This window comes from Mariprofundus ferrinatatus, from assembly GCF_002795825.1.
Taxonomy (GTDB): domain Bacteria; phylum Pseudomonadota; class Zetaproteobacteria; order Mariprofundales; family Mariprofundaceae; genus Mariprofundus; species Mariprofundus ferrinatatus.
The window spans coordinates 1,885,677-1,905,571 of sequence record NZ_CP018800.1 but is presented as its reverse complement, the minus strand read 5'-3'; the positions used below and the strand labels follow the sequence as shown (position 1 = coordinate 1,905,571).

Genomic DNA, 19,895 nt, shown 5'->3' with positions numbered 1-19,895 from the left:
TGCGCAAATCGGTAAATATGAAACCAACCGGAGGTCTAGTGCATAAGCGAATAAAATACTCAGCGTGGAGAATGGCATTGATTCTGCTTCTGGCCCTGAGCATTGCAGAGTTTTTCATTATGCTCTATCTGGATGCATATCAAGAGAGCTTGAGTTTCATCGAGGCCGCCGTGCTTGATGCGATTGTTCTGTCGTTGTTGCTGACTCCTGTGGTGTATATGTCGGAGATCAGACCGGTTCTGAGCATGGCCAATGCGTTGCGGGAAGATGAGAGGAATATGCTGATCTCTCATCATGTTTTTGAGTGCAGTAGCGAGATGCTGATTGTATTTGATGACGGTTGGTGCTCGAGCTTTTATAACAGCGCTTCAAAAAATAAATTTGCATGCGACGGGATGATTACATTCGAGACAATTGTTTCGGATGAGCAACAGGCTGAAAAAATCAAGGTGTGGCTGTATACCAATGATCACTGGACAGGCCAGCTTGATCTTCTCGATTGCACCGGACTTGTACTCCACAGCCATTCCAGCATCACAAAAATTGCAAATCTGGATAGCGATGGCGTTAAGTATGCGTTGATTGCTGCGGATATCACTGATGCTATCCAGACGCAAAACAATCTGGATTTTCTTACCAAGTTCGATCCTGTTACCACGCTGCAAAATTCGTTTTCATTTGAACAGCGGGTTCTTAAACAGCTATCATCAGTTAAGAATGGTAGGTTCTGTGTCGCAGTTATTCGCATTGAAAACCTGAAATCAATCTTTTCCATGCATGGTGATCCGGCCACCAATAAGTTAATCTGCTCAATTTCACATGAGCTTGAGGATTTAGTTGATTCTGATCAGCTGGCGCGACTCTCCAAGGATGAGTTCGGCCTGATCATGCTTAATTACTTCGACGAAGATGCGCTGCATTTCACCCTTAATAAGGTTGTCGAGATTGTAGAAACAGAGCGGCTGGTTGGTGGTGTCCGTGTGCTTCCACGGTGTGATATAGGGTGTTGCTGTGCAACCGAGGTGAAAGATGGTGAATCGATCATTTCATGTGCGTTTGTCGCGCTAGACCATGGCAAGAGGGCGGGGGCTCGAATTGAATTCTATGATTCGCAGATCAAACATGCCGAAATTCAGAAGGCAGTGTTCAGAAACGAGCTGAGGGATGCCGTCAGGCAAATGGACTTTGATATTGTCTTTCAGCCACAGGTGGATATTAATAACAATACGCTGACTGGTGTCGAAGCGCTTCTCCGCTGGAACAATAATGGAGAAAATGTTTCGCCTGCGATTTTTGTGTCTGAACTTGAGCAGAGCGGTGCAATCTATGATGTTGGTATGTGGGTGCTTCGTCAGTGCTGTAAAAAAGGCAAGAGGTGGTTTGATGAAGGCACTGTGCCCTTTTCCATCGCTGTCAACGTATCCGCTCTGCAGCTGATGAATGAGAATTTTCGCCGCGATGTCATGGAGGTGCTGGCGACAACACATTTCCCGCCATCTCTGCTTGAGCTCGAATTTACGGAGTCATCCATGGTAGCTGATCCGGTAGCCGCAGAGCAGGTGATGTCCGACCTCGGTTCTCTAGGTGTAAAGATCGCCATCGACGATTTCGGAACCGGCTACTCCAGTCTTTCATATCTGAAAAAGTTCAAGACGCTCGATAAGCTCAAAATTGACAAGAGCTTTGTGGATTCGCTCAATGATGGGGAAGGCGAGTCGGTGATTACGGATGCCATCATCGGGCTGGCGAAGTCGCTGCACCTGAAAGCAATCGCCGAAGGTGTCGAGGGCGATCATCAGGTTGCTTATCTCAAGTCGCATGGCTGTGATCAGCTGCAGGGGTATTTAATCAGCAAGCCGATTAAAGAAGATGAGCTTCTTGAGTTCGCCAAAGGTTACGCCAACAAGCTGCATTCGGTGGCTGCCAATGTCTGATGCCGGCAAGAAAAAAATCCTGATTGTGGATGATCAGGCTGATGTGAGGACTCTCATCCACTACTCGCTTTCTCCACTCGGATACGATCTCTATTCAGCAGACAATGGCGAGGAGGCGATCATCAGCTACGGCAAGCATCATCACGATATTGTGTTGCTCGATATCATGATGCCGGGAGAGCTGGATGGTTGCGATGTTTGCAGAATGCTAAAACAGGAGGCTAATCCTCCGGCTATCATTTTTGTCTCCGCCCTCTGCCGCAATGAGGATATCAAGAATGGCCTCGAGGCCGGTGCGGATGCCTATATCACCAAGCCCTTCAGTCCGATGGGGCTGGTAAGAGAGATCCACAGGTTGTTTCATGACATCTGATGAACGAAATACAGTTGCGAGCATGCAGTTTTGTCTGCATGAAGTGGTGGCTTGATGGCGAGGCTGCTGTTTCTTCTCTTTGTGCTGGTGCTTGGAACTGCTTTGTCTTTCGCATACTGGCAGATTGTTACGGCGAGTGTCGCCAGCCGGGGGGGCGCTGGAGATGTTGGCGGATTTAAGCCAGCGGCCACATCAACGTCATATATGAGCCGCAGGATACAAGCCGAGTCGATGCAACGGGTGGATGGGAATGCTGCAAATGAAGTGGTAATGGCAGGGTTCAGGAGGGGGGATGAAATTAATACAAAATATTGACCTGGTAAGTGATGAAAAAACTATGAACAGCAATGGTAATAATGAGGCGAACACCAGCCCGATGATGAAACGCTGGTCGCGAGATAGGGAAGATGTCATCAAAATGGTTGTGATCGAGGATGACCATGAGATTGCATCACTGATCCGCATGGTGGTGCGCGCGTGGCAGTTGCCTATAGATGTTGAGTTTAGAATTGATGGCTATTCAGGCGCAAGCTACATATTGAGGACCCAACCGGACATCATAATACTGGACATGAAGCTTCCTGTTCTGGACGGTTTTTCAGTTCTCGATGCGACTAAGCCAGACACGTGGGGCGCGTCTGTTATTCTGGCAACCGGAATGTCGAGAGATGAACTTGTTAGTCTTGGGTGCTTGGCAGAGAGCTATTACTACTTGCAGAAACCTATTGATCTGTCTCGGTTAGAAAAAATGCTCGTTCACTTGATAGGAACAATAAGGCTTAAGCGAAACAGCGGATGAAGGTTCTGAATGCAAGTTGATGCCGGAGCAAAGAGATGCCGGAAGTGATTATTACCTTTTTTCAATGCATTAAGAGGAGGATTGCATAAGCCGTATGCATGATAAACATCATAAGACTGAAAGTATCTTTAGTGATATCAGACTGCCCCCTATTGTAAGCCGAATGGTTTCACTGTTTGCCGTGCTTGGCTTAGTGGTGGTTCTTATTGCCGCATATCGGAACCTGGCAAACAGCGCATTTCTGAATCAGTCCATGATGCCAAAGCATCCGGCAGCCATCAGTCTCAAAGCGGGTCCATTTGAGTATGGAAAAATGATTCAGCGGCTTGATCAGGCGAAACGTGACGGCGCTGACGCAGGGTAGCCACATTTAGGCACATTTGAACTGGATACCAATGAGTCACCTTCTCCTTTAGTTGCTCTTTGGTCGGGGAAACAGGCACCTTCATATCCCATCATCTCCTAAGCCTGTTTCCCCTTTAATTAGGGGGTCACCAAAAATAAATTCAATGGGTCTCTTGGTGGCCCCCTGCTTATAATAAATTACATTACTATCGAAAAATAACAAGTTCATCGCAATACCAAAAAGGCACCCTTCTCGTTTGCTGAATCTTGGGGGGATTATCCCTCTATAATCAAGCTAGCCCTTTCTTTTATTTTAATCCCTGTGAGTTATCAACGCATACTATAGGGAGGCTGGAAGTAGGTAGTACCAGAGTTATGGGATATTATTAGGCCATAATCTGTGGGCGGTTTGCCAGCAATGGTTGCAGTAAACTGGGGGGGGGACGAAGCCAGCCCGGCCAGCCGCTTTAGCCAGAGGCTTTTACCGCTGCCGACTTCGCCGATGAGCAGAACGATCTCCCCGGCTGCTGCCTCAAGGGATCGGGCGGCATCGCGCAAAATTAGAACGGAGTTGTCGGTTAATGGGTCGCTGTTCATCGGATGTCGCGGAGGGTGTCACAAAAGATGGAGCGGGTGAAGGGAATCGAACCCTCGTATGCAGCTTGGGAAGCTGCCGTTCTGCCATTGAACTACACCCGCGTGATATGTGTTGATATAAGTCTGTGGTCAGGCTCTTTCCGGAAGATGCCAGATTGTCTGCCCGCCGCTCTCCTTGTGGATGCGCTGAAGCATGGAGTGGTGTGCTTCAAGTTCGTGATCAGCAATCGGCAACTTGTTGCGTTTCATGATGTTTGCCGTTTCGGCCTTTTCATCGCGGCCTCTCGATTGTTCAGGCAGCTGCACAAAGCTTGATGCAGGCTGGCTAGGCATGTCCATGCCCAGAGAGAACTGGCGTCCGCCGGTCATGCCCAGATAAACCTCGGCCAGCAGCTCCGAATCAAGCAGGGCGCCATGCAGCTCACGGTGGCCTCGTTCGATACCGTAGCGGTCGCAGAGTGCATCGAGATTGTTTTTCTGATGCGGATGTTTCTTGCGGGCAAAGGCGAGCGTATCGATCACCTGCATGTTCTGAATGTTTTTAAATCCATGTAGTCGCAACTCATTCATGATGAAGCCAAGATCGAATGAGGCGTTGTGGATCACCAGTGTGGCACCCTCAATGAAGTTGAGGAACTCCTGCGCAATCTCTTTGAATGTGGGTTTGTCTTTCACCTTGGCGTTGTCGATGCCGTGGATGCGAACCACTTCGGCAGGGATGTTGCGCTCCGGATTGATGTAGTGGTGGAACACATGCTTTTCGCCGGAAAGTACTTTGCGATTCAGTACTTCAATCGCACCGATTTCAACCATGCGGTCACCGTTGAGAGGCGAGAGCCCCGTGGTTTCCGTATCAAGCATGATCAATCGCATGGCGGGCAGTATAACCCGCTTTTTATTTCTGCCAATGAGGGAACTTTGGCAGTGCATGCCGATTGCCACAGTAGGGCGGATTGGCATGCCGGTGGCTCTCGTCAGGCGTCAGTCGATTGTGCCTATCTCGTCCCCGGCATCTTCAATCAGGCAGCGGATCTCGTCGATGGCGCCGTCATTGCCCGACTCAATCAGCCCGATGATGTAATTTTCGATGGTGCGCGGCAGCAGTGTGGGCTCATCCACCGGACCTCGGGAGTAGATAATAAAGCCGTTTAAAAAAGCTTCGAACTGTTCATCGGATAGTTTCTCGTAGTTTTTGTTCTGCGAGCCGGCCATAAAGGCTTTAATCTGGCTGCTGCTGAATTCAAAACCGCCAAGTTCGAATATCTCTTTGATCTCAAAATGTTTGAGGTTGTTGGCGATGGTGATCTTCTTGAGGATACTGTTATTGGTCATGTTGCAAATGTAACCATCTGACTTCCCGCTAGGCTAGGAAAATATAGAATGGGTATTCCGAAGTGGAGAAGAGGGGCGCTTCCCGCCAGCTTACGCCTTAACAATCAGCCTGCGTATTAATGTGCTCAGCATCTCGAAAGAGTAGGGCTTGGTCAGGATTTCACAGCCTTCTATGGCCGCCTGGCCCGATGTGACCAGCTCTTTATCATATCCTGTGGCAAGGATGATCGGGAGCTTACTGTCCATCCTGCGCAGCCTTTGGGCGAGCTCAACACCGCCGATGCCGGGCATAACAATGTCAGAGAGAAGCAGAGCGACCTCTTTTTGGTGCTTATGGTAAAGGGAGAGCGCCTCTTCGCCATCGCGTGCCTCGATAACAGTATAACCAAGCCCTTGAAGCACCTCAGAGGTTGTGGTTCGAAGACTCTCCTCGTCATCGGCCAGCAGAATAGTTTCCATATTTCCCGAAGCGGGGGTCACCGCAGCCTCCTCCACCTGAATCACAGGGGAATGCACGAGAGGAAGGTAGATGTTAAAGGCTGAACCCTCTCCCTGTTTCGTCTCCACTTCCACCACCCCGCCAAGCCTCTCTATTGAGCCAATGACCATGGCAAGCCCCAGTCCTGTTCCTTTCCCCGGCTCCTTGGTGGTGAAAAAAGGGTCAAAAATCGCGTTGAGGTGAGCCTCTTTTATGCCGTATCCGTTATCTGTTACTGAAACTCTGGCAAACTCCTCTTTATCATTCTCAGGGTGTAACTTTTTAAATGCAGGTGTCGCCTGGTATTTTTCCATGCGCCACTCAATGACTGGATGCTCGCAGTTTTCAACAGCATCACGGGCATTGCTGGAGAGGTTGATCATGACCTGCTGAAGCTGGGTGGCATCTGCATTGATATTCAGGCGCTCATCACACAGTTCGATATTCTGGGTAATGTTTTCTGGAATAACACTTCTTGCCAGCTTGTAGGCGTCATGGATCGCCGAATTTAGCTCTATCACTTCAAGATCAACGATATCCTTCTTGGCAAAAGTGAGAAGCTGCTTAACGATGTTGCCGGCCCGTGTTCCCAGGCTGTGAATGGACTGCAGTTTTTCTTTGACAGTATCAGGATTATTCAGGTTTCTGATGGCAAGAAAGACGTTGCCTTGAACGGCCGCCAGCATGTTGTTGAAGTCGTGGGCAATTCCTCCGACAAGCGTGCCTATGGACTCCATCTTTTGAGCTTGTAGCAGCTGTTGTTCCATTCGCTTGAATTCGGTAAGGTCTTTTATAATCGATACGTAGTGACTGATCCCTTTCACCTCATCAAAGATGGGAGCTATTGAGAGCATGGCCGGGAATAAACTGCCATCCTTTCGCCGGTCAATAAGATTGCCCTCCCAGGTTTTTCCGCTTGTGATGGTTCGCCAGAGATCACGATATACGGATGGATCCTGGGTCTCGCTTTTAAGAATGGAGGTGCTTTGACCGACAACCTCATCAGGAGAATAACCAGTAATGAGGGTGAATGCTTTGTTGGCGTACTCGATATTCCCGTCTTGATCCGTGATTAAAACCCCTTCGCCTGCGTGCTGAAGGGCCTGCGACAGCTTGGCAAGCTCCTTTTGATGGGCAGCGATCTCCTGTTGCGCCCGTTTCCGCTCACTTATGTCAACGCAGAAGACCATAAACATGCCGCCATTATAGGGGTAGAAGGTGGTTACAACCTCAACAGGCCAGATGGTGCCGTTTCTGCTCCGGTGCCATGTCTCAAAACGGTCATGCCCTTCGCGGATGATCTTCTCGATATGGGCCTTGGTATCCTCGCTGGTCTCCGAAGCTTCAATATCTGGGATGCGCAACTGTAAAAATTCATCACGGGTATAGCCGGAGCGCTCAAGGTAGGCGTCATTGACTTCAATAAAGCGTCCTTGCGAGTCTGCCACCCAGAATCCATCTGTGGATGTTTCAACAAGCGCATTGTATTTGCGCTCTTTCTCCTGCAGGGCGACATCCATTCGCTTGCGTTCTGAAATGTCGCGGACAAAAGCGAGCCAGCGGCCATCATTGAGAATCCGGGCGCTGACCTCTACGGGGAAGAGGTGGCCATCTTTCTTTTGCAGGTACCACTCAGAGACCTCTGATTCGCCTTGCAAAAGTTTTTTCTTGTGGGCCGCAAGACGCTCCTGCTCTTTCGGAGGCAACAGATCAGAGATGCTTTTTCCAATCAGCTCATCTTTCTGATAACCGAGCATGGTGCAGCCGGTGCTGTTCACAGCTGTATAGCATCCATTGAGGTCTGCGATAAAAATTCCATCTGATGCATGCTGAAAGAGTGACTCAAGCTCCTGTTCCTTGGCGAGAAGTGCTTTCTCATGCTGTTTGCGCTCTGAAATATCGCGAACAATACTGAAGAACACGGTCTTTCCGCCAATATCAATGAATCTGGCATTCATCTCTACCGGCATGATGGAGCCATCTTTACGGTAGTGGGCCGTTTCGAAAACTGTGCTGCCTTTCTCCCGAATCTGTTGTAGCCGGGAAGGGACTTTGATGGCGAACTCAGGGGGGTCGAGTTCAGTCACGGATAGTCCGACCACCTCATCTTTGGAGTATCCCAGACGGCTATGAAAACATGGATTGCAGTCCAGAATGATGCCCAGGTGGTCAACAATTAAGGCGCCGTCGTTCATCACTTCAAACAGAAGGGAGTTTAATTCACTAATCGAATCAAGTTTCACAGGAATTATGTGCTCTTGCATCTCTTCCCTCCGCATGGACATAAAGATGTTGCCTGACTCTGCCCTGGTTTGCATTACTAGCAATATTTGTGCCGCATGAATGGCCGTTTTATGGATGTCCCCACATATTTCATGGTATCTTCACGAAGTTATAGGCACTCTTCGCGGCCGGTAATTTCCGCAGGATATATGAATGACAACAAATGAAAATTCTCAGCCCACATTCAGTGAGCTGAATCTGGCCCCGGCCGTACTCAAGGCAGTTCAGGACGTCGGCTACGAAACCCCATCTCCCATCCAGGCACAGACAATTCCATTCCTCCTTGAGGGCAGGGATGTGCTCGGCCAGGCACAGACTGGCACCGGCAAGACGGCTGCTTTTGCACTACCGCTGCTCTCCCGTATTGATCTTGAGAAGAGTTCGCCGCAGCTGCTGGTTCTGGCGCCGACCCGTGAGTTGGCCATCCAGGTGGCAGAGGCTTTCCAGACCTATGCCAAACACCTGAAAGGGTTCCATGTGCTACCGATCTACGGTGGCCAGAGTTATGAGATTCAGTTGCGAGCACTGAAACGCGGCGTGCATGTTGTGGTCGGTACACCCGGCCGCGTGATGGACCATATGCGTCGCGGCACGTTAAAGCTTGGCGCACTTCGCGCCCTCGTGCTCGATGAAGCGGATGAGATGCTGCGCATGGGCTTTATTGATGACGTACAGTGGATTCTCGAGCAGACCCCGTCTGAGCGTCAGATTGCACTCTTCTCAGCCACCATGCCGCCGGTGATTCGCACGATTGCGGAGAAGCATCTGAATAATCCCGAACAGGTGACTGTGAAGGTGAAAACCACGACGGCGGAGACCATTCGCCAGCGTTACCTGATCGCCAGCGGTCGCCAGAAGATGGAGGCGCTTACCCGCATTCTCGAAGCAGAGCCTTTTGACGGCATGATTATTTTTGTGCGCACCAAAACATCCACCGAAGAGATTGCCGAGAAGCTTGAGGCCCGTGGTTTTTCAGCGTCAGCGCTCAATGGTGACATCACCCAGAAGATGCGTGAGGCGACGGTTAACCGCCTGAAGAACGGGCAGATCGATATTATTGTTGCTACCGACGTTGCCGCGCGCGGCCTCGATGTGGAGCGCATCTCGCATGTGATCAACTACGACATCCCTCAGGATACTGAGCCCTATGTGCACCGTATTGGCCGTACCGGTCGTGCAGGCCGCAAAGGCGATGCCATCCTCTTTATAGCACCGCGTGAAAAGCGCATGCTTTATGCCATTGAGCGGGCGACCAAGCAGAAGATTGAACTGTTCGAAATGCCGACAACCGAATCGATCAACAACAAGCGCATTGCCGAGTTCAAGCAGCGTATCACGGATACGCTCGAATCAGACGAAAGCCTGGAGCTGTTTTCCGGCATCGTTGATCAGTACTGCGCGGATCATGAGGTGAGTGCTGGTGAGGTTGCAGCCGCACTTGCCAAGATGGTGCAGGGAGACAAGTCACTGCTGCTCAAGGATGCACCAAAGCGCGAATTCAAAGAGCGTGCTGAGCGCAATCCCCGTTTCGATGTGCCCGAAGATAAGCGCAGAAGCGTCCAGAATCGCAGGGTTGAAACTGTTGAAACACTTGAGGATGCATCTTCTCCCAGGCCTCGCCGTGAAAAGCCAGCCAGAACCTTCAGTGGGCCGAAGCCGGAGAAGGGTATGGAACGCTACCGTCTCGAGGTCGGTGAAATGCACGGTGTGAAACCGGGTAACATTGTCGGTGCAATTGCCAACGAGATGGGACTGGAGTCGGAGTTTATCGGCAATATCCAGATCATGGATGATCACAGTACGGTTGATCTTCCGGAAGGGATGCCGAGAGAGCTCTATAAACAGTTCTGTCAGATCCGGGTTGCAGGACGCACGCTGGATGCCACAAGTCTCAGCGAACCGGCAGGCAGCAGGCCTCCTGCGCCAAAGAAGCGTAGAGGTGGCCCGTCCGATGCAAGGGGAGGGAAGCGCCCTCCGCGCCGCAGTGATGCGCCAAAAGGCAGGGGAAAACCGCCACGCCGAAAATAATATTTCAGGCTCTGAGGAGCAGAGAAAAGCCGCCCGTATGGGCGGCTTTTCTCTTTATCGGGTGTTGACTGCCAATACCTTGTCAATCCACCCCTGACAAGAGAATGCCGGTTGTTTTTCAGTCAGGATATCAGCTAGTCTCGATCACTGGGATAGGAGTTGTGCATATGGGGATTCTTAATAATTTGAAAATTCGCGAAAAATTACTGCTTGGTTTTGCAGTGATTGTCTTACTTTTTGCGCTCTCTTCAGCATTTACGTTGATCCAGATCTCTGAGATTAACAAGGTCACCCGTGACATGGCTGAAAGGGATGCCCCGGCATGGGATGCGATCATGGAGGCCAAGGTCGAGGTTCTGTTAGGGCATCTCTGGCTTGAGGAGGGCGCCATGGCGAAGACGGCAGTGGAGAAAGAGAAGGTGTTTGCACACTTCGAAGAGGCTCAATGGCTTGGTAATGCAATTCTTAACGGTGGAGAAAATAGCGAGGTAAAGGTTGTCGCAATCGATGACCCCGCAGTACGGGATTCCGTGAGTAAATTTCTGAGAGGGTTGTCTGCTTTTGTCACCATGGCGGAACAACGCTATGACAGGCTGGGGAATGGCGCCTCTGTTGCGGAACCGGATTCACTGTTCAATAAAAGGTTTTCAGCTCTTCTCGATGATCTGAGCAAGGCCGAGGATAAGCTTGCAACAATCATTGCTGCAAACAATAAGGCGTCGCAGGATATGATCGAATATGAGATTCAGTCCATTCTTGTTGAGCTGATCATATTGTTAATTGTCAGTATCTCCATCTCGGTATTTATCAGCCAGCGTGTTGTGGCACGGCCACTGAGGCATATCTCAGAGATGGTTCAGCGTGTTGCCGACGGCGACCTGACTGCAGCCACGACCATCAATAGCAAAGATGAGCTGGGTTTGCTTTCAGAAGCGGTAAACACCATGGTCAGTAAACTTTCCATGCTGGTTTCCCGTGTTCAGAAGTCTGGCATACAGGTGGCAAGCTCGGTAACTGAAATTGCCGCATCCACCAGGGAGCAGGAGGCGACCGCCACTGAGCATGCTGCCACCACCAGCCAGGTTGCAGCCTCAGTCAACGAGATTTCAGCGACGTCCAAGCAGTTGGGACAAACCACCGAAGAGGTGACGCAGCTTGCCCTGGGAACAGCAGAATCTGCCAGTGATGGACAGGAGATTCTCGATAAGCTGGATGCCACCATGAATCATATGGCCAGTGCTTCAGGGATGATTGCCGGCAAACTGGCGGACCTGAATGAGAAGGCCAGCAACATTGGTAATATGGTGCTGACTATTAACAAAGTTGCAGATCAGACCAATCTGCTCTCGCTGAATGCTGCTATTGAAGCTGAAAAAGCAGGTGAATACGGGCGGGGGTTTGCGGTTGTGGCGACCGAAATCAGACGTCTTGCGGATCAGACTGCCGTGGCCACCTATGATATCGAACAGATGGTGGCAGAGGTGCGCTCAGCCATCTCTGCCGGTGTGATGAGCATGGATAAATTCTCTGAAGAGATTCACAGCAGTGTGAGTGAGGCAAAAAATGCTGGGCTGCAGCTGGAGAAAATCATCGACCAGGCTCAGGCGCTTGCGCCCCATATCGAATTGGTGAATGAAGGGTTGCAGGCACAGGTTGAGGGGGCTGAGCAGATCAGTGAGGCGATGAGCGCCCTGAGTGAGGCGGCACAGCAGACTGCAGAGTTCGTGCGTCATTCGAATGAAGCTATAGGGGAACTCAATGAAGCTGCCCGCGGAATGCAGGAGGGTGCTGCAATATTCAAGGTGAAGTCTTGATGCCCCTGTCAGGCAAGGCATAGCGCACAATCATGCTGCTGCTCTGCTTCTCCATGGAGGATGAACGTTATGCACTGGAGGCATCAAGGGTGCACAAGGTTATCCCCAGGGTCAGTATGAAGAGGATTCCCAAGGCTCCCGATTGGGTCGCCGGGGTGATGCGTTACCAAGGCACTATTGTTCCTGTGATCGATCTTTGTGTCCTGAGTCTGGAGCGCAAGTGCAGGCAGCGGCTGAGCAGCCGAATTATTCTCGTCAACTACAGGGCTGACAACAAAGAGGAGCATCTGCTCGGGCTTCTGGCTGAGCAGGTCAACGAAACCATGCGCAGGCCTGGCACCGACTTTGGTGCCTCTGGTCTTGAAATGGAGGAGACCCCATATCTGGGAGGCATTGCCCATGACCGGGAGCATATGGTGCAATGGATCGAGATAGACAAGCTGTTACCGGTAAAAGTGCAGGAACTTCTTTTTCAGCGTGATCAGGGAGCGGCGCATTGAGTGCTGAGAGAATCGCATTGATGTTGCAGAAGGCGATGGGATTGGATCGGGCCAGTGTCGGTTCCGGGATCATTCTCAGCGCTATTCGTAAGCGGATGCGTGCAACAGGAGTGACTGACGAAGAACGCTTTCTCGCGCTGTTGCAGGAGTCGGCGGATGAGATGAAGGCCATGATTGAAGAGGTTGTCGTTCCGGAAACATGGTTCTTTCGCAACGAGGCAGCCTTTCGGCTTATGGTAAAACACCTTTCCGGTAAATGGCGAAGCGCGCACCCTGACCGAATCCACCGCCTTCTCAGTATGCCCTGCTCATCTGGTGAGGAGCCCTATTCAATGGCCATGGCGCTGCTTGATGCGGGTTTTCGGGCAGATGGGTTTCAGATCGATGCGATAGATATCAGCAATCAGAATCTGGAAAAGGCCCGCAAGGCCGTCTATGGCAAAGGCTCATTCCGCGGCGGAGATCTGGAATTTCGTCGGCGTTATTTCAACATGACAGAAGCAGGTTACAGGCTTCATTCACAGGTTCGCAGCTCTGTCCGTTTCCATCAGGTTAACATCCTTGATCATTCTCAAGTCAACAGGCTTGGCTCTTACGACATCATCTTTTGCCGAAACCTGCTAATTTACTTCAACCAGGATGACCGTGATCGAACCGCCGGTGTGCTTTCGAAGATGTTGAATCAAGATGGTCTGCTGTTTGTCGGTCATGCCGAAACAGGCCTGATGTGGAAACAGCATTTTGCAGCGGTCTCCCACTCCATGGCTTTTGCTTATCGTTCGCTGGGACGTGACGAGTCGGCTAGCCCCGTCTCCTCTGAAAAAGCCCGTTCCCGCACCGGATTGGCGCCAAAGTCCACCCTGCCACAGCTTGATTCAATACTCAGTCGAAGCAGAAAAAAAACAGTGAAGCCTATAAAGGTTGTATCCGAGCGCAATATTGACAGCGTGAAGGTAGCACAAGAAAAGAGGCCATCTCTTGAAGAGGCGTCAAGGCTGGCGGATCAGGGTCGCCTTGATGAGGCGCGCCAGCAGTGCGAAGGTTATCTGAAGACGCAGAGTGGTTCAGCCCAGGCATGGTTTCTTATGGGGCTTATTCTCGATACGCAAGGGGAAAAAGAACGGGCCAAAGATGGCTTCCGCAAGGCCTTGTATCTGGACCCGAATCATTATGAGGCGCTGGTTCATCTTGCGCTGCTGCTCGACCAGGGCGGTGAGCTCAAGGCTGCGGAGCAGCTGCGTGCCCGAATGCAGCGGTTGAAAGGCAGGCAGAGGGCTCAATCATGACAGCGCCAACAATTAAGCCGGAGTTCAGAATAGACGATTGCTGGAAAAGGATCGGAGTATGGGGAGATAAACAGTGTCCGGAACTGGCCAGTTGCCATCACTGCCGTAATTGTGAGATCTATTCCCTGGCCGGACGCCATCTTCTGGATAGGAGGCCTCCGGCTGGATATATGCAGACGTGGACAAAGCAGTTGGCCGAACCGCAGCAGGAGTCGATGCCGGGGCAGATTTCATTGTTTATTTTCCGTATCGGGCCGGAGTGGTTTGCCCTGCCTACACGGCAACTGGTCGAGGTGCTTGAGTTGTGCGATGTGCACAGCATTCCCCATCGCAGCAATTCGATCCTTCTGGGCCTGATTAATGTGCGTGGAGAGATGCAGTTGTGCCTTTCACTTGGGAGGCTGCTGGGTGTAGACAAGGATTTCAGAGAGGCAGAGTCGGATGAGAGCAGGGCTGTAGAGCGCTTACTGCTCATTTCAGTGGAGGGTGAGGCCCTTGCCTTCCATGTTAGCGAAGCGTGTGGCATCCACTCCTACCACCCAAGTGAGCTGAGTGCATTGCCTTCAACGCTGCCTGAAGCGACAAGCGTCAACAGTAAGGGGTTGCTGAGCTGGAACGGGCACCATGTTGCCGTACTCGATGAGGGAGTGCTGTTTGAGAAGTTGCTGAGGAGTATCCAGTGAGCGGTGATTTGAGCGGCTTTTCCATGATGGAACTTTTCCGGATTGAAACGGAAAATCAGGCAGCAGTGCTGACTGAGGGGTTACTGGAGCTGGAGCGAGATCCGACGTCGGCGGCCACCCTCGAAGCCTTGATGCGGGCAGCGCACTCCATCAAGGGGGCGGCGCGCATCATTTCTCTTGATGGTGCTGTGCGCATTGCCCATCAGATGGAGGACTGTTTTGTTGCCGCCCAGGGCAGGGAGGTCACGCTTGGGGCTGCCGACGTTGATGTCCTTCTCTCCGGTGTGGATATGCTTTCTCAGATATCCAACCTGAAGGAGGGTGATGCAAGTGCATGGTTTGAAGGCCATGCGGAGGCAATGGATGCACTTGTGGCGGCCATGGCTGCGATCCTTGATGGGGGATCCGGTGATGTGGGAAAACAGGACTCTGCAAACAGGGCTGTGCAGAAGGGCGATGAAGAGGACGAGATGACCTCTGTCCCTGAAGTGAAAGCAGCTGTTAGGGAAGGCAGAGATGGCGATGGTGGCAGGGAGGAGTCGAAGGATCGGGTGTTGCGTCTGAGCTCTGAACATCTTGATCGCATGCTTGCCCTGGCCAGTGAGATGCAGGTGGGGTGGCAGTGGCTCAGGCCGTTCTCCGACTCCATGTTGATGCTTAAGCGCCGCCTGGGGGAACTGGAGAAAATGCTGGCAGGCCTGGAACCCGCTGTTACCCAGGCAGATCCATCTACAGGAAGTTACAGGATCAAAAGCGCCCGCAGCAAGGCTGAGCAGTGTCGGGCTCTGCTTGCAGAGCAGCAGGAAGAGCTGGAGATGCACAGTCGCTCTGTCTCCGGTCTGTCTCACCGCCTCTACCATCAGACGGTTGCCAGTCGAATGCGTCCATTTGGGGATGGGATACCTGGATTCCGGCGCATGGTGCGAGACTTGGCAAAAGATCTGGGAAAGAAGGTTCGTCTCGACGTCTCAGGCCTGGAAACCACTGTAGACAGGGACATTCTCGAAAAAATTGAGTCACCACTGAACCATCTCATTCGCAATGCCATTGACCATGGCCTGGAGTCGCCTGTAGAGCGTCGCGACCAGGGCAAGCCTGAAGAGGGGGTGATTCAGCTTGAGGCGATACATCAATCGGGAATGCTGCGTATTTCGGTGAGCGATGATGGTCGCGGACTGGATCTCGATGCATTGAGGGCGAAGGTGATCCGCAATGGACACGCGACCAAAGAGATGGTGGATCGCATGACTGAATCCGAGTTGATGTCATTTCTGTTCCTGCCCAAATTCACCATGAAGGAGAGCGTGACCGAGATTTCCGGCCGTGGTGTGGGTTTGGACATCGTTGCCAGTATGGTCAGGGATGTGCGGGGTAATATTCATTGCACTGCGCAGCAGGGAAATGGTATGCGTTTTGAGCTTCTATTGCCCATTACCCTTTCAGTTGTTCGCTCCCTTCTTGTGAATATCGCTGGTGAGCCTTATGCGTTTCCATTGGTTCATATCAACAGAACCCTGAGATGCAACCGGGATGAGGTTGAGCGGGTTGAGGGTCACCAGTTCATCACACTGGATGGTCAGCAGGTTGGACTGGCTTCAGCCAGAGAGGTGTTGGGGTTGCCGGGTGCAGACTCCGATGGCTGCTATTCGATCGTGGTGGTAGGAACCATGGAGTCGCGGTATGGCTTGATCGTAGATGATTTTCTCGGTGAGCGGGACCTGGTGGAGAAGGTGCTGCATCCGAGGTTGGGCAAGGTGAAAGATATCAGTGCCGCAGCAGTGACTGCAGATGGATCGCCGCTGCTGATTTTTGATGTCAGTGACCTGCTGCGATCTGTTGCCAAGCTGGTTGGCGACGGGAAACTCGGCCGCGCCAGCCATGGCGGCGCCAGCAGCAAGGCCGTTGCAAAGCGCATTCTGGTCGTAGATGACTCGCTTACCGTTCGGGAAGTAGAACGTAAGCTTTTGGTTTCCAAGGGTTATGAGGTTGAGGTCGCTGTGGATGGCATGGATGGACTGAACACGGTGCGCTCGGGAGCGTTTGACCTGGTGATCAGCGATGTCGATATGCCCCGTATGGATGGTATCGAGTTTGTCAGCCATATTAAGCGTGATGCCAGGCTCAGGGATACGCCGGTAATCATTGTATCCTACAAAGAGAGCGACGAGGACCGCATGCGCGGTCTGGAAGCGGGCGCCGACTCCTATCTGACAAAAAGTAGTTTTCACGATGAAACACTGGTGGAGACAGTGGAGGATCTCATTGGCAAGGCATCCTAGGGAAATGCGGATGCCGGCGGGGAGGGGCGTATGAGAATCGGCATTGTAAATGATGTGCCGATGGTTCAGGAGCTGTTGCGCCGAATTATATCCAAAATGTCCGGCCATGAGGTTGCCTGGCTGGCTTCGGATGGTGAAGAGGCGATAGCGAAATGTAGCAGTGACAAGCCGGATCTTGTGTTGATGGATCTGATCATGCCCGGTATCAATGGCGTGGAAGCTACGCGCCGTATCATGCAGGAGAGTCCGTGTTTGATCATGGTGGTTACAGCTTCTGTAGAGGCGAATCAGGGACTGGCTTTTGACGCGATTTCAGCAGGCGCCATCGATGTAGTGAAAACACCGGAAGCTGTTATGGAGAGCGAGTCCGGTCCTTTTCAGAAAAAGATAAATAATATCAGTCGAATTATTGGTAATGGTAACGTGGCTGCTGATGGTCGCAGCAATGGGAAAACTGGCATCAAAACCAGGCATGATGAAGTTCCATCCAAGGATGCGATGTTAATCGGTATCGGCGCTTCTACAGGCGGGCCGGCCGCATTGGTGGAAGTGCTGAAGACATTGCCTGCATCATTTCCGGCAGCCCTGGTCGTTGTTGTGCATGTCGATGAGGAATTTGCCCCGGGCATGGCTGAATGGATGGGCGGACAGATCAATCTTCCCGTTCACCTGGTGCGTGAAGGTGAGCGTCCCAAGGCGGGGGAGGTTCTGTTTGCCGCAACCAATGAACACCTTGTATTGAATCATCATCAAAGGTTCCACTACACGGCTGAACCGGTGGAGTGTCACTATCGTCCATCTGTGGATGCGTTCTTTTCAAGCCTTGCCCTGAACTGGCGGGGAGATGCGATTGGCGTATTGTTGACCGGTATGGGGCGTGACGGGGCAAAAGGGTTGAAAAGCATGCGTGAGCATGGTTGGCTGACCATTGCTCAGGACGAGGAGAGTTCCGCCATTTATGGCATGCCCAAGGCTGCCGCCATGATTGGGGCGGCTGTCAAGATTCTACCACTAGATAAGATCGGCCCGGAACTGGTTCGTAAGGCCAGAAAGTGAATAACAGGAAGTTGCGCGGCCATGGCTGCACTTACGGAGGAAGTAATGTCCAGCGATATCGATAATTCAGCGCCAGTTGGCATGCGTCAGTCGCACTCCATCATGGTGTTGCTGGTGGATGACCAGCCAATAATTGCAGAGACGCTTCGGCGAATGCTTGATGGTGAGAGTGACATCGATTTTCATTACTGTTTGGATGCCGGGGAAGCGTTGGATATGGCTGCTGCGATTCATCCGACGCTGATTCTTCAGGATCTTATCATGCCCCGTGTGGATGGGCTTGATCTGGTGCGAGAGTATCGCCGTCATCCCGAATGCAGGGAGATTCCAATTATTGTGCTCTCCGCCAGAGAGGACCCAAAAGTGAAGGCAGAGGCCTTTGCCAGAGGGGCTAATGATTATGTGGTGAAGCTTCCTGACAGGGTCGAACTGCTCGCGAGGATTCGCTATCACTCGCAATGGTATATTCATAAGCGTCAGCGTGATGAGGCGTATCGCTCTCTGCAGGAGAGCCAGAGGCAGATGGAGAACATGAACCTGAAGCTCATGCATCTCTCCACGCATGATAGCCTGACGAATATCCCCAATCGATATCATTTTGATCAGATGTTCAGCGGTGAGTGGAGTCGCTCAGGACGCGACAGCACGCCGCTCTCCATTGTGATGATCGATATCGATGAGTTTAAAAAATATAACGATGCACTGGGGCATCCGGCTGGGGACAAGTGTCTCGCGGCTGTGGCAAATGTATTGTCGAATAATCTGCATCGACCCGCCGATCTTGTTGCCCGCTATGGCGGAGAGGAGTTTGTTCTCCTGCTGCCGGGAACGGATGCGGCTGGGGCTAAGGTTATCGCCGAGAAGATGGCTTCCGAGATTGAAAAGCTAAAGGTGCCGCATCCTGATTCATCTGTATCAGACCACATCACAATCAGCCTTGGCGTGGCCGCTACTATTGCCGACAGGACGGGGCGACCGGATAGCCTGCTGCATGATGCGGATGAGGCGCTCTATGCCGCCAAGAAGGCGGGGCGCAACCAGATCAGGGTGGCTGGAGAGTGACAGGCGTGGATGCGACCCCGTCTACACCTGTTGCGGCCAAGGTGCCTTATAAGGTGCTTCTGGTGGATGACCAGGCCATTATATTTGAAGCCCTTCGCCGCATGCTGGCAGAGGCCAGGGATATTGAGCTGCACTATTGTGGCGAAGGTGCCAGGGCGCTGCAGATGGCCGGAGAGATCGAGCCGGATGTTATCCTGCAGGACCTGGTCATGCCGGATGTGGACGGCTTGATGCTGGTGAAATTCTTCCGGGCCAATCCGAATACCGCAGACATCCCCATTGTCGTGCTGTCGTCCAAAGAAGAGGCCAAAACCAAAGCTGATGCTTTTCACAATGGAGCCAATGATTATCTGGTTAAGCTGCCGGATCAGATCGAGATGGTTGCTCGACTGCGGTACCACGCAGCTACCCATAAAACACTTCTGGAACGAAATGCTGCTTTGGAGAAGTTGAAGAGGATTTCGCGAACCGATGGGCTGACAAATATTTTTAACCGCCGCCATTTTGACGAGAGGCTGGAAAATGAGTTCCTGCGTGCCAGGCGAAAGAAGTTGTCGCTTGCAGTTGTGTTGCTGGATGTGGATCACTTTAAACAGTTCAATGATAACTATGGCCACCAGGCAGGGGATGATTGTTTGGTGAAGGTGGCGGAGGCACTGCGTTCATCGATCAGGCGCCCTGCAGATGTGGTGGCCCGATACGGTGGTGAAGAGTTTGTCGTTATCCTTCCGGAAACAGACCGGGAAGGGGTATTGCATGTTGCTGAGAGAATCCGCAAGGCAGTCATGGAGATGAATATTCCGCATGAGCATTCATCCGTATCTGATGTTGTTACAGTAAGCCTCGGGATCGCCTACGCTGTTCCTTCCGAAGATGCAGAAGAGGGGCAGGCTGAGTCACTTGTAAAGCTGGCCGACCAGGGGTTGTACAAGGCCAAGGAGTCAGGTCGCAACAGGGTGGCTGAAGCGGCTTAACAGGCGGACTCTGAGCCTTGGCTCTCCGGTGACCATGGTGCATCACCCTTCATGAATCCGCGCTGACCGTTG

At 51.9% G+C, this 19,895-nt stretch carries 17 protein-coding genes and 1 tRNA gene; 14 read left to right on the top strand and 4 right to left on the bottom strand.

The window, feature by feature from the left end:
* Positions 1 to 71 precede the first annotated feature (71 nt).
* The 5 genes from Ga0123462_RS09260 (at position 72) to Ga0123462_RS09240 (ending at position 3,470) form a co-directional block, all read left to right on the top strand.
* A complete protein-coding gene (locus Ga0123462_RS09260; RefSeq protein WP_198507333.1) occupies positions 72 to 1,934 on the top strand; it encodes a putative bifunctional diguanylate cyclase/phosphodiesterase in 1,863 nt (620 codons plus the stop codon).
* Positions 1,927 to 2,307 carry a response regulator transcription factor gene (locus Ga0123462_RS09255; protein ID WP_157821325.1) on the top strand — a complete coding sequence of 127 codons (381 nt, stop codon included), beginning with the start codon at positions 1,927 to 1,929 and terminating at the stop codon, positions 2,305 to 2,307. The genes Ga0123462_RS09260 and Ga0123462_RS09255 overlap by 8 nt, the downstream gene beginning before the upstream one ends.
* A gap of 54 nt (positions 2,308 to 2,361) precedes the next feature.
* The gene (locus tag Ga0123462_RS09250; RefSeq protein ID WP_100266031.1) at positions 2,362 to 2,622 is read left to right on the top strand and encodes a hypothetical protein; all 261 of its coding nucleotides are present in this window, start codon (positions 2,362 to 2,364) and stop codon (positions 2,620 to 2,622) included.
* Complete coding sequence (locus Ga0123462_RS09245; protein WP_100266030.1) at positions 2,600 to 3,106, top strand: response regulator; 507 nt, start codon at positions 2,600 to 2,602, stop codon at positions 3,104 to 3,106. The genes Ga0123462_RS09250 and Ga0123462_RS09245 overlap by 23 nt, the downstream gene beginning before the upstream one ends.
* 94 nt (positions 3,107 to 3,200) lie before the next feature.
* Positions 3,201 to 3,470 (top strand): hypothetical protein, encoded by a 270-nt coding sequence (locus tag Ga0123462_RS09240; protein WP_100266029.1) that lies wholly within the window; start codon positions 3,201 to 3,203, stop codon positions 3,468 to 3,470.
* A gap of 606 nt (positions 3,471 to 4,076) precedes the next feature.
* Here Ga0123462_RS09240 and Ga0123462_RS09235 read toward each other — a convergent pair.
* The 4 genes from Ga0123462_RS09235 to Ga0123462_RS09220 form a co-directional block, all read right to left on the bottom strand.
* Positions 4,077 to 4,150 (bottom strand) — tRNA-Gly (locus tag Ga0123462_RS09235).
* 27 nt (positions 4,151 to 4,177) lie between these two features.
* Complete coding sequence (gene dnaQ / locus Ga0123462_RS09230; protein ID WP_100266576.1) at positions 4,178 to 4,921, bottom strand: DNA polymerase III subunit epsilon; 744 nt, start codon at positions 4,919 to 4,921, stop codon at positions 4,178 to 4,180.
* A gap of 108 nt (positions 4,922 to 5,029) precedes the next feature.
* On the bottom strand, positions 5,030 to 5,380 hold the full coding sequence (locus Ga0123462_RS09225; protein ID WP_100266028.1) for a DUF1456 family protein: 351 nt from the start codon (positions 5,378 to 5,380) through the stop codon (positions 5,030 to 5,032).
* Positions 5,381 to 5,470: 90 nt separating this feature from the next.
* On the bottom strand, positions 5,471 to 8,122 hold the full coding sequence (locus Ga0123462_RS09220; RefSeq protein ID WP_232726435.1) for a hybrid sensor histidine kinase/response regulator: 2,652 nt from the start codon (positions 8,120 to 8,122) through the stop codon (positions 5,471 to 5,473).
* A gap of 172 nt (positions 8,123 to 8,294) precedes the next feature.
* Here Ga0123462_RS09220 and Ga0123462_RS09215 point away from each other — a divergent pair, with 172 nt between their 5' ends.
* From Ga0123462_RS09215 to Ga0123462_RS09175, 9 genes are all read left to right on the top strand, one after another.
* Positions 8,295 to 10,169 (top strand): DEAD/DEAH box helicase, encoded by a 1,875-nt coding sequence (locus tag Ga0123462_RS09215; protein ID WP_100266026.1) that lies wholly within the window; start codon positions 8,295 to 8,297, stop codon positions 10,167 to 10,169.
* 167 nt (positions 10,170 to 10,336) lie between these two features.
* Positions 10,337 to 11,983, top strand: coding sequence for a methyl-accepting chemotaxis protein (locus Ga0123462_RS09210; protein WP_198507332.1), 1,647 nt, complete (start codon positions 10,337 to 10,339; stop codon positions 11,981 to 11,983).
* Positions 11,984 to 12,015: 32 nt separating this feature from the next.
* A complete protein-coding gene (locus Ga0123462_RS09205) occupies positions 12,016 to 12,483 on the top strand; it encodes a chemotaxis protein CheW (protein ID WP_100266024.1) in 468 nt (155 codons plus the stop codon).
* On the top strand, positions 12,480 to 13,769 hold the full coding sequence (locus Ga0123462_RS09200) for a CheR family methyltransferase (protein ID WP_100266023.1): 1,290 nt from the start codon (positions 12,480 to 12,482) through the stop codon (positions 13,767 to 13,769). Before Ga0123462_RS09205 ends, Ga0123462_RS09200 begins: the two co-directional genes overlap by 4 nt.
* A 170-nt stretch (positions 13,770 to 13,939) precedes the next feature.
* Complete coding sequence (locus Ga0123462_RS09195; RefSeq protein WP_157821324.1) at positions 13,940 to 14,452, top strand: chemotaxis protein CheW; 513 nt, start codon at positions 13,940 to 13,942, stop codon at positions 14,450 to 14,452.
* Positions 14,449 to 16,731, top strand: coding sequence for a hybrid sensor histidine kinase/response regulator (locus Ga0123462_RS09190; RefSeq protein ID WP_198507331.1), 2,283 nt, complete (start codon positions 14,449 to 14,451; stop codon positions 16,729 to 16,731). The genes Ga0123462_RS09195 and Ga0123462_RS09190 overlap by 4 nt, the downstream gene beginning before the upstream one ends.
* A 30-nt stretch (positions 16,732 to 16,761) precedes the next feature.
* Positions 16,762 to 17,787, top strand: coding sequence for a chemotaxis response regulator protein-glutamate methylesterase (gene cheB, locus Ga0123462_RS09185; RefSeq protein ID WP_100266021.1), 1,026 nt, complete (start codon positions 16,762 to 16,764; stop codon positions 17,785 to 17,787).
* Positions 17,788 to 17,832: 45 nt separating this feature from the next.
* Positions 17,833 to 18,849, top strand: coding sequence for a GGDEF domain-containing response regulator (locus Ga0123462_RS09180; RefSeq protein WP_198507439.1), 1,017 nt, complete (start codon positions 17,833 to 17,835; stop codon positions 18,847 to 18,849).
* A 5-nt stretch (positions 18,850 to 18,854) separates the two neighbouring features.
* Positions 18,855 to 19,823: a diguanylate cyclase gene (locus tag Ga0123462_RS09175; protein ID WP_232726434.1), complete on the top strand. Its 969-nt coding sequence runs from the start codon at positions 18,855 to 18,857 to the stop codon at positions 19,821 to 19,823.
* Positions 19,824 to 19,895 lie beyond the last annotated feature (72 nt).

Bases quoted from the DNA above. Each gene is read 5' to 3' on its own strand.
- Ga0123462_RS09260 (WP_198507333.1), top strand. From the start codon at position 72: ATGGCATTGATTCTGCTTCTGGCCCTGAGCATTGCAGAGTTTTTCATT.
- Ga0123462_RS09255 (WP_157821325.1), top strand. From the start codon at position 1,927: ATGTCTGATGCCGGCAAGAAAAAAATCCTGATTGTGGATGATCAGGCT.
- Ga0123462_RS09250 (WP_100266031.1), top strand. From the start codon at position 2,362: ATGGCGAGGCTGCTGTTTCTTCTCTTTGTGCTGGTGCTTGGAACTGCT.
- Ga0123462_RS09245 (WP_100266030.1), top strand. From the start codon at position 2,600: ATGAAATTAATACAAAATATTGACCTGGTAAGTGATGAAAAAACTATG.
- Ga0123462_RS09240 (WP_100266029.1), top strand. From the start codon at position 3,201: ATGCATGATAAACATCATAAGACTGAAAGTATCTTTAGTGATATCAGA.
- dnaQ (WP_100266576.1), bottom strand. From the start codon at position 4,921: ATGCGATTGATCATGCTTGATACGGAAACCACGGGGCTCTCGCCTCTC.
- Ga0123462_RS09225 (WP_100266028.1), bottom strand. From the start codon at position 5,380: ATGACCAATAACAGTATCCTCAAGAAGATCACCATCGCCAACAACCTC.
- Ga0123462_RS09220 (WP_232726435.1), bottom strand. From the start codon at position 8,122: ATGCAAGAGCACATAATTCCTGTGAAACTTGATTCGATTAGTGAATTA.
- Ga0123462_RS09215 (WP_100266026.1), top strand. From the start codon at position 8,295: ATGACAACAAATGAAAATTCTCAGCCCACATTCAGTGAGCTGAATCTG.
- Ga0123462_RS09210 (WP_198507332.1), top strand. From the start codon at position 10,337: ATGGGGATTCTTAATAATTTGAAAATTCGCGAAAAATTACTGCTTGGT.
- Ga0123462_RS09205 (WP_100266024.1), top strand. From the start codon at position 12,016: ATGCTGCTGCTCTGCTTCTCCATGGAGGATGAACGTTATGCACTGGAG.
- Ga0123462_RS09195 (WP_157821324.1), top strand. From the start codon at position 13,940: ATGCAGACGTGGACAAAGCAGTTGGCCGAACCGCAGCAGGAGTCGATG.
- cheB (WP_100266021.1), top strand. From the start codon at position 16,762: ATGAGAATCGGCATTGTAAATGATGTGCCGATGGTTCAGGAGCTGTTG.
- Ga0123462_RS09180 (WP_198507439.1), top strand. From the start codon at position 17,833: ATGTCCAGCGATATCGATAATTCAGCGCCAGTTGGCATGCGTCAGTCG.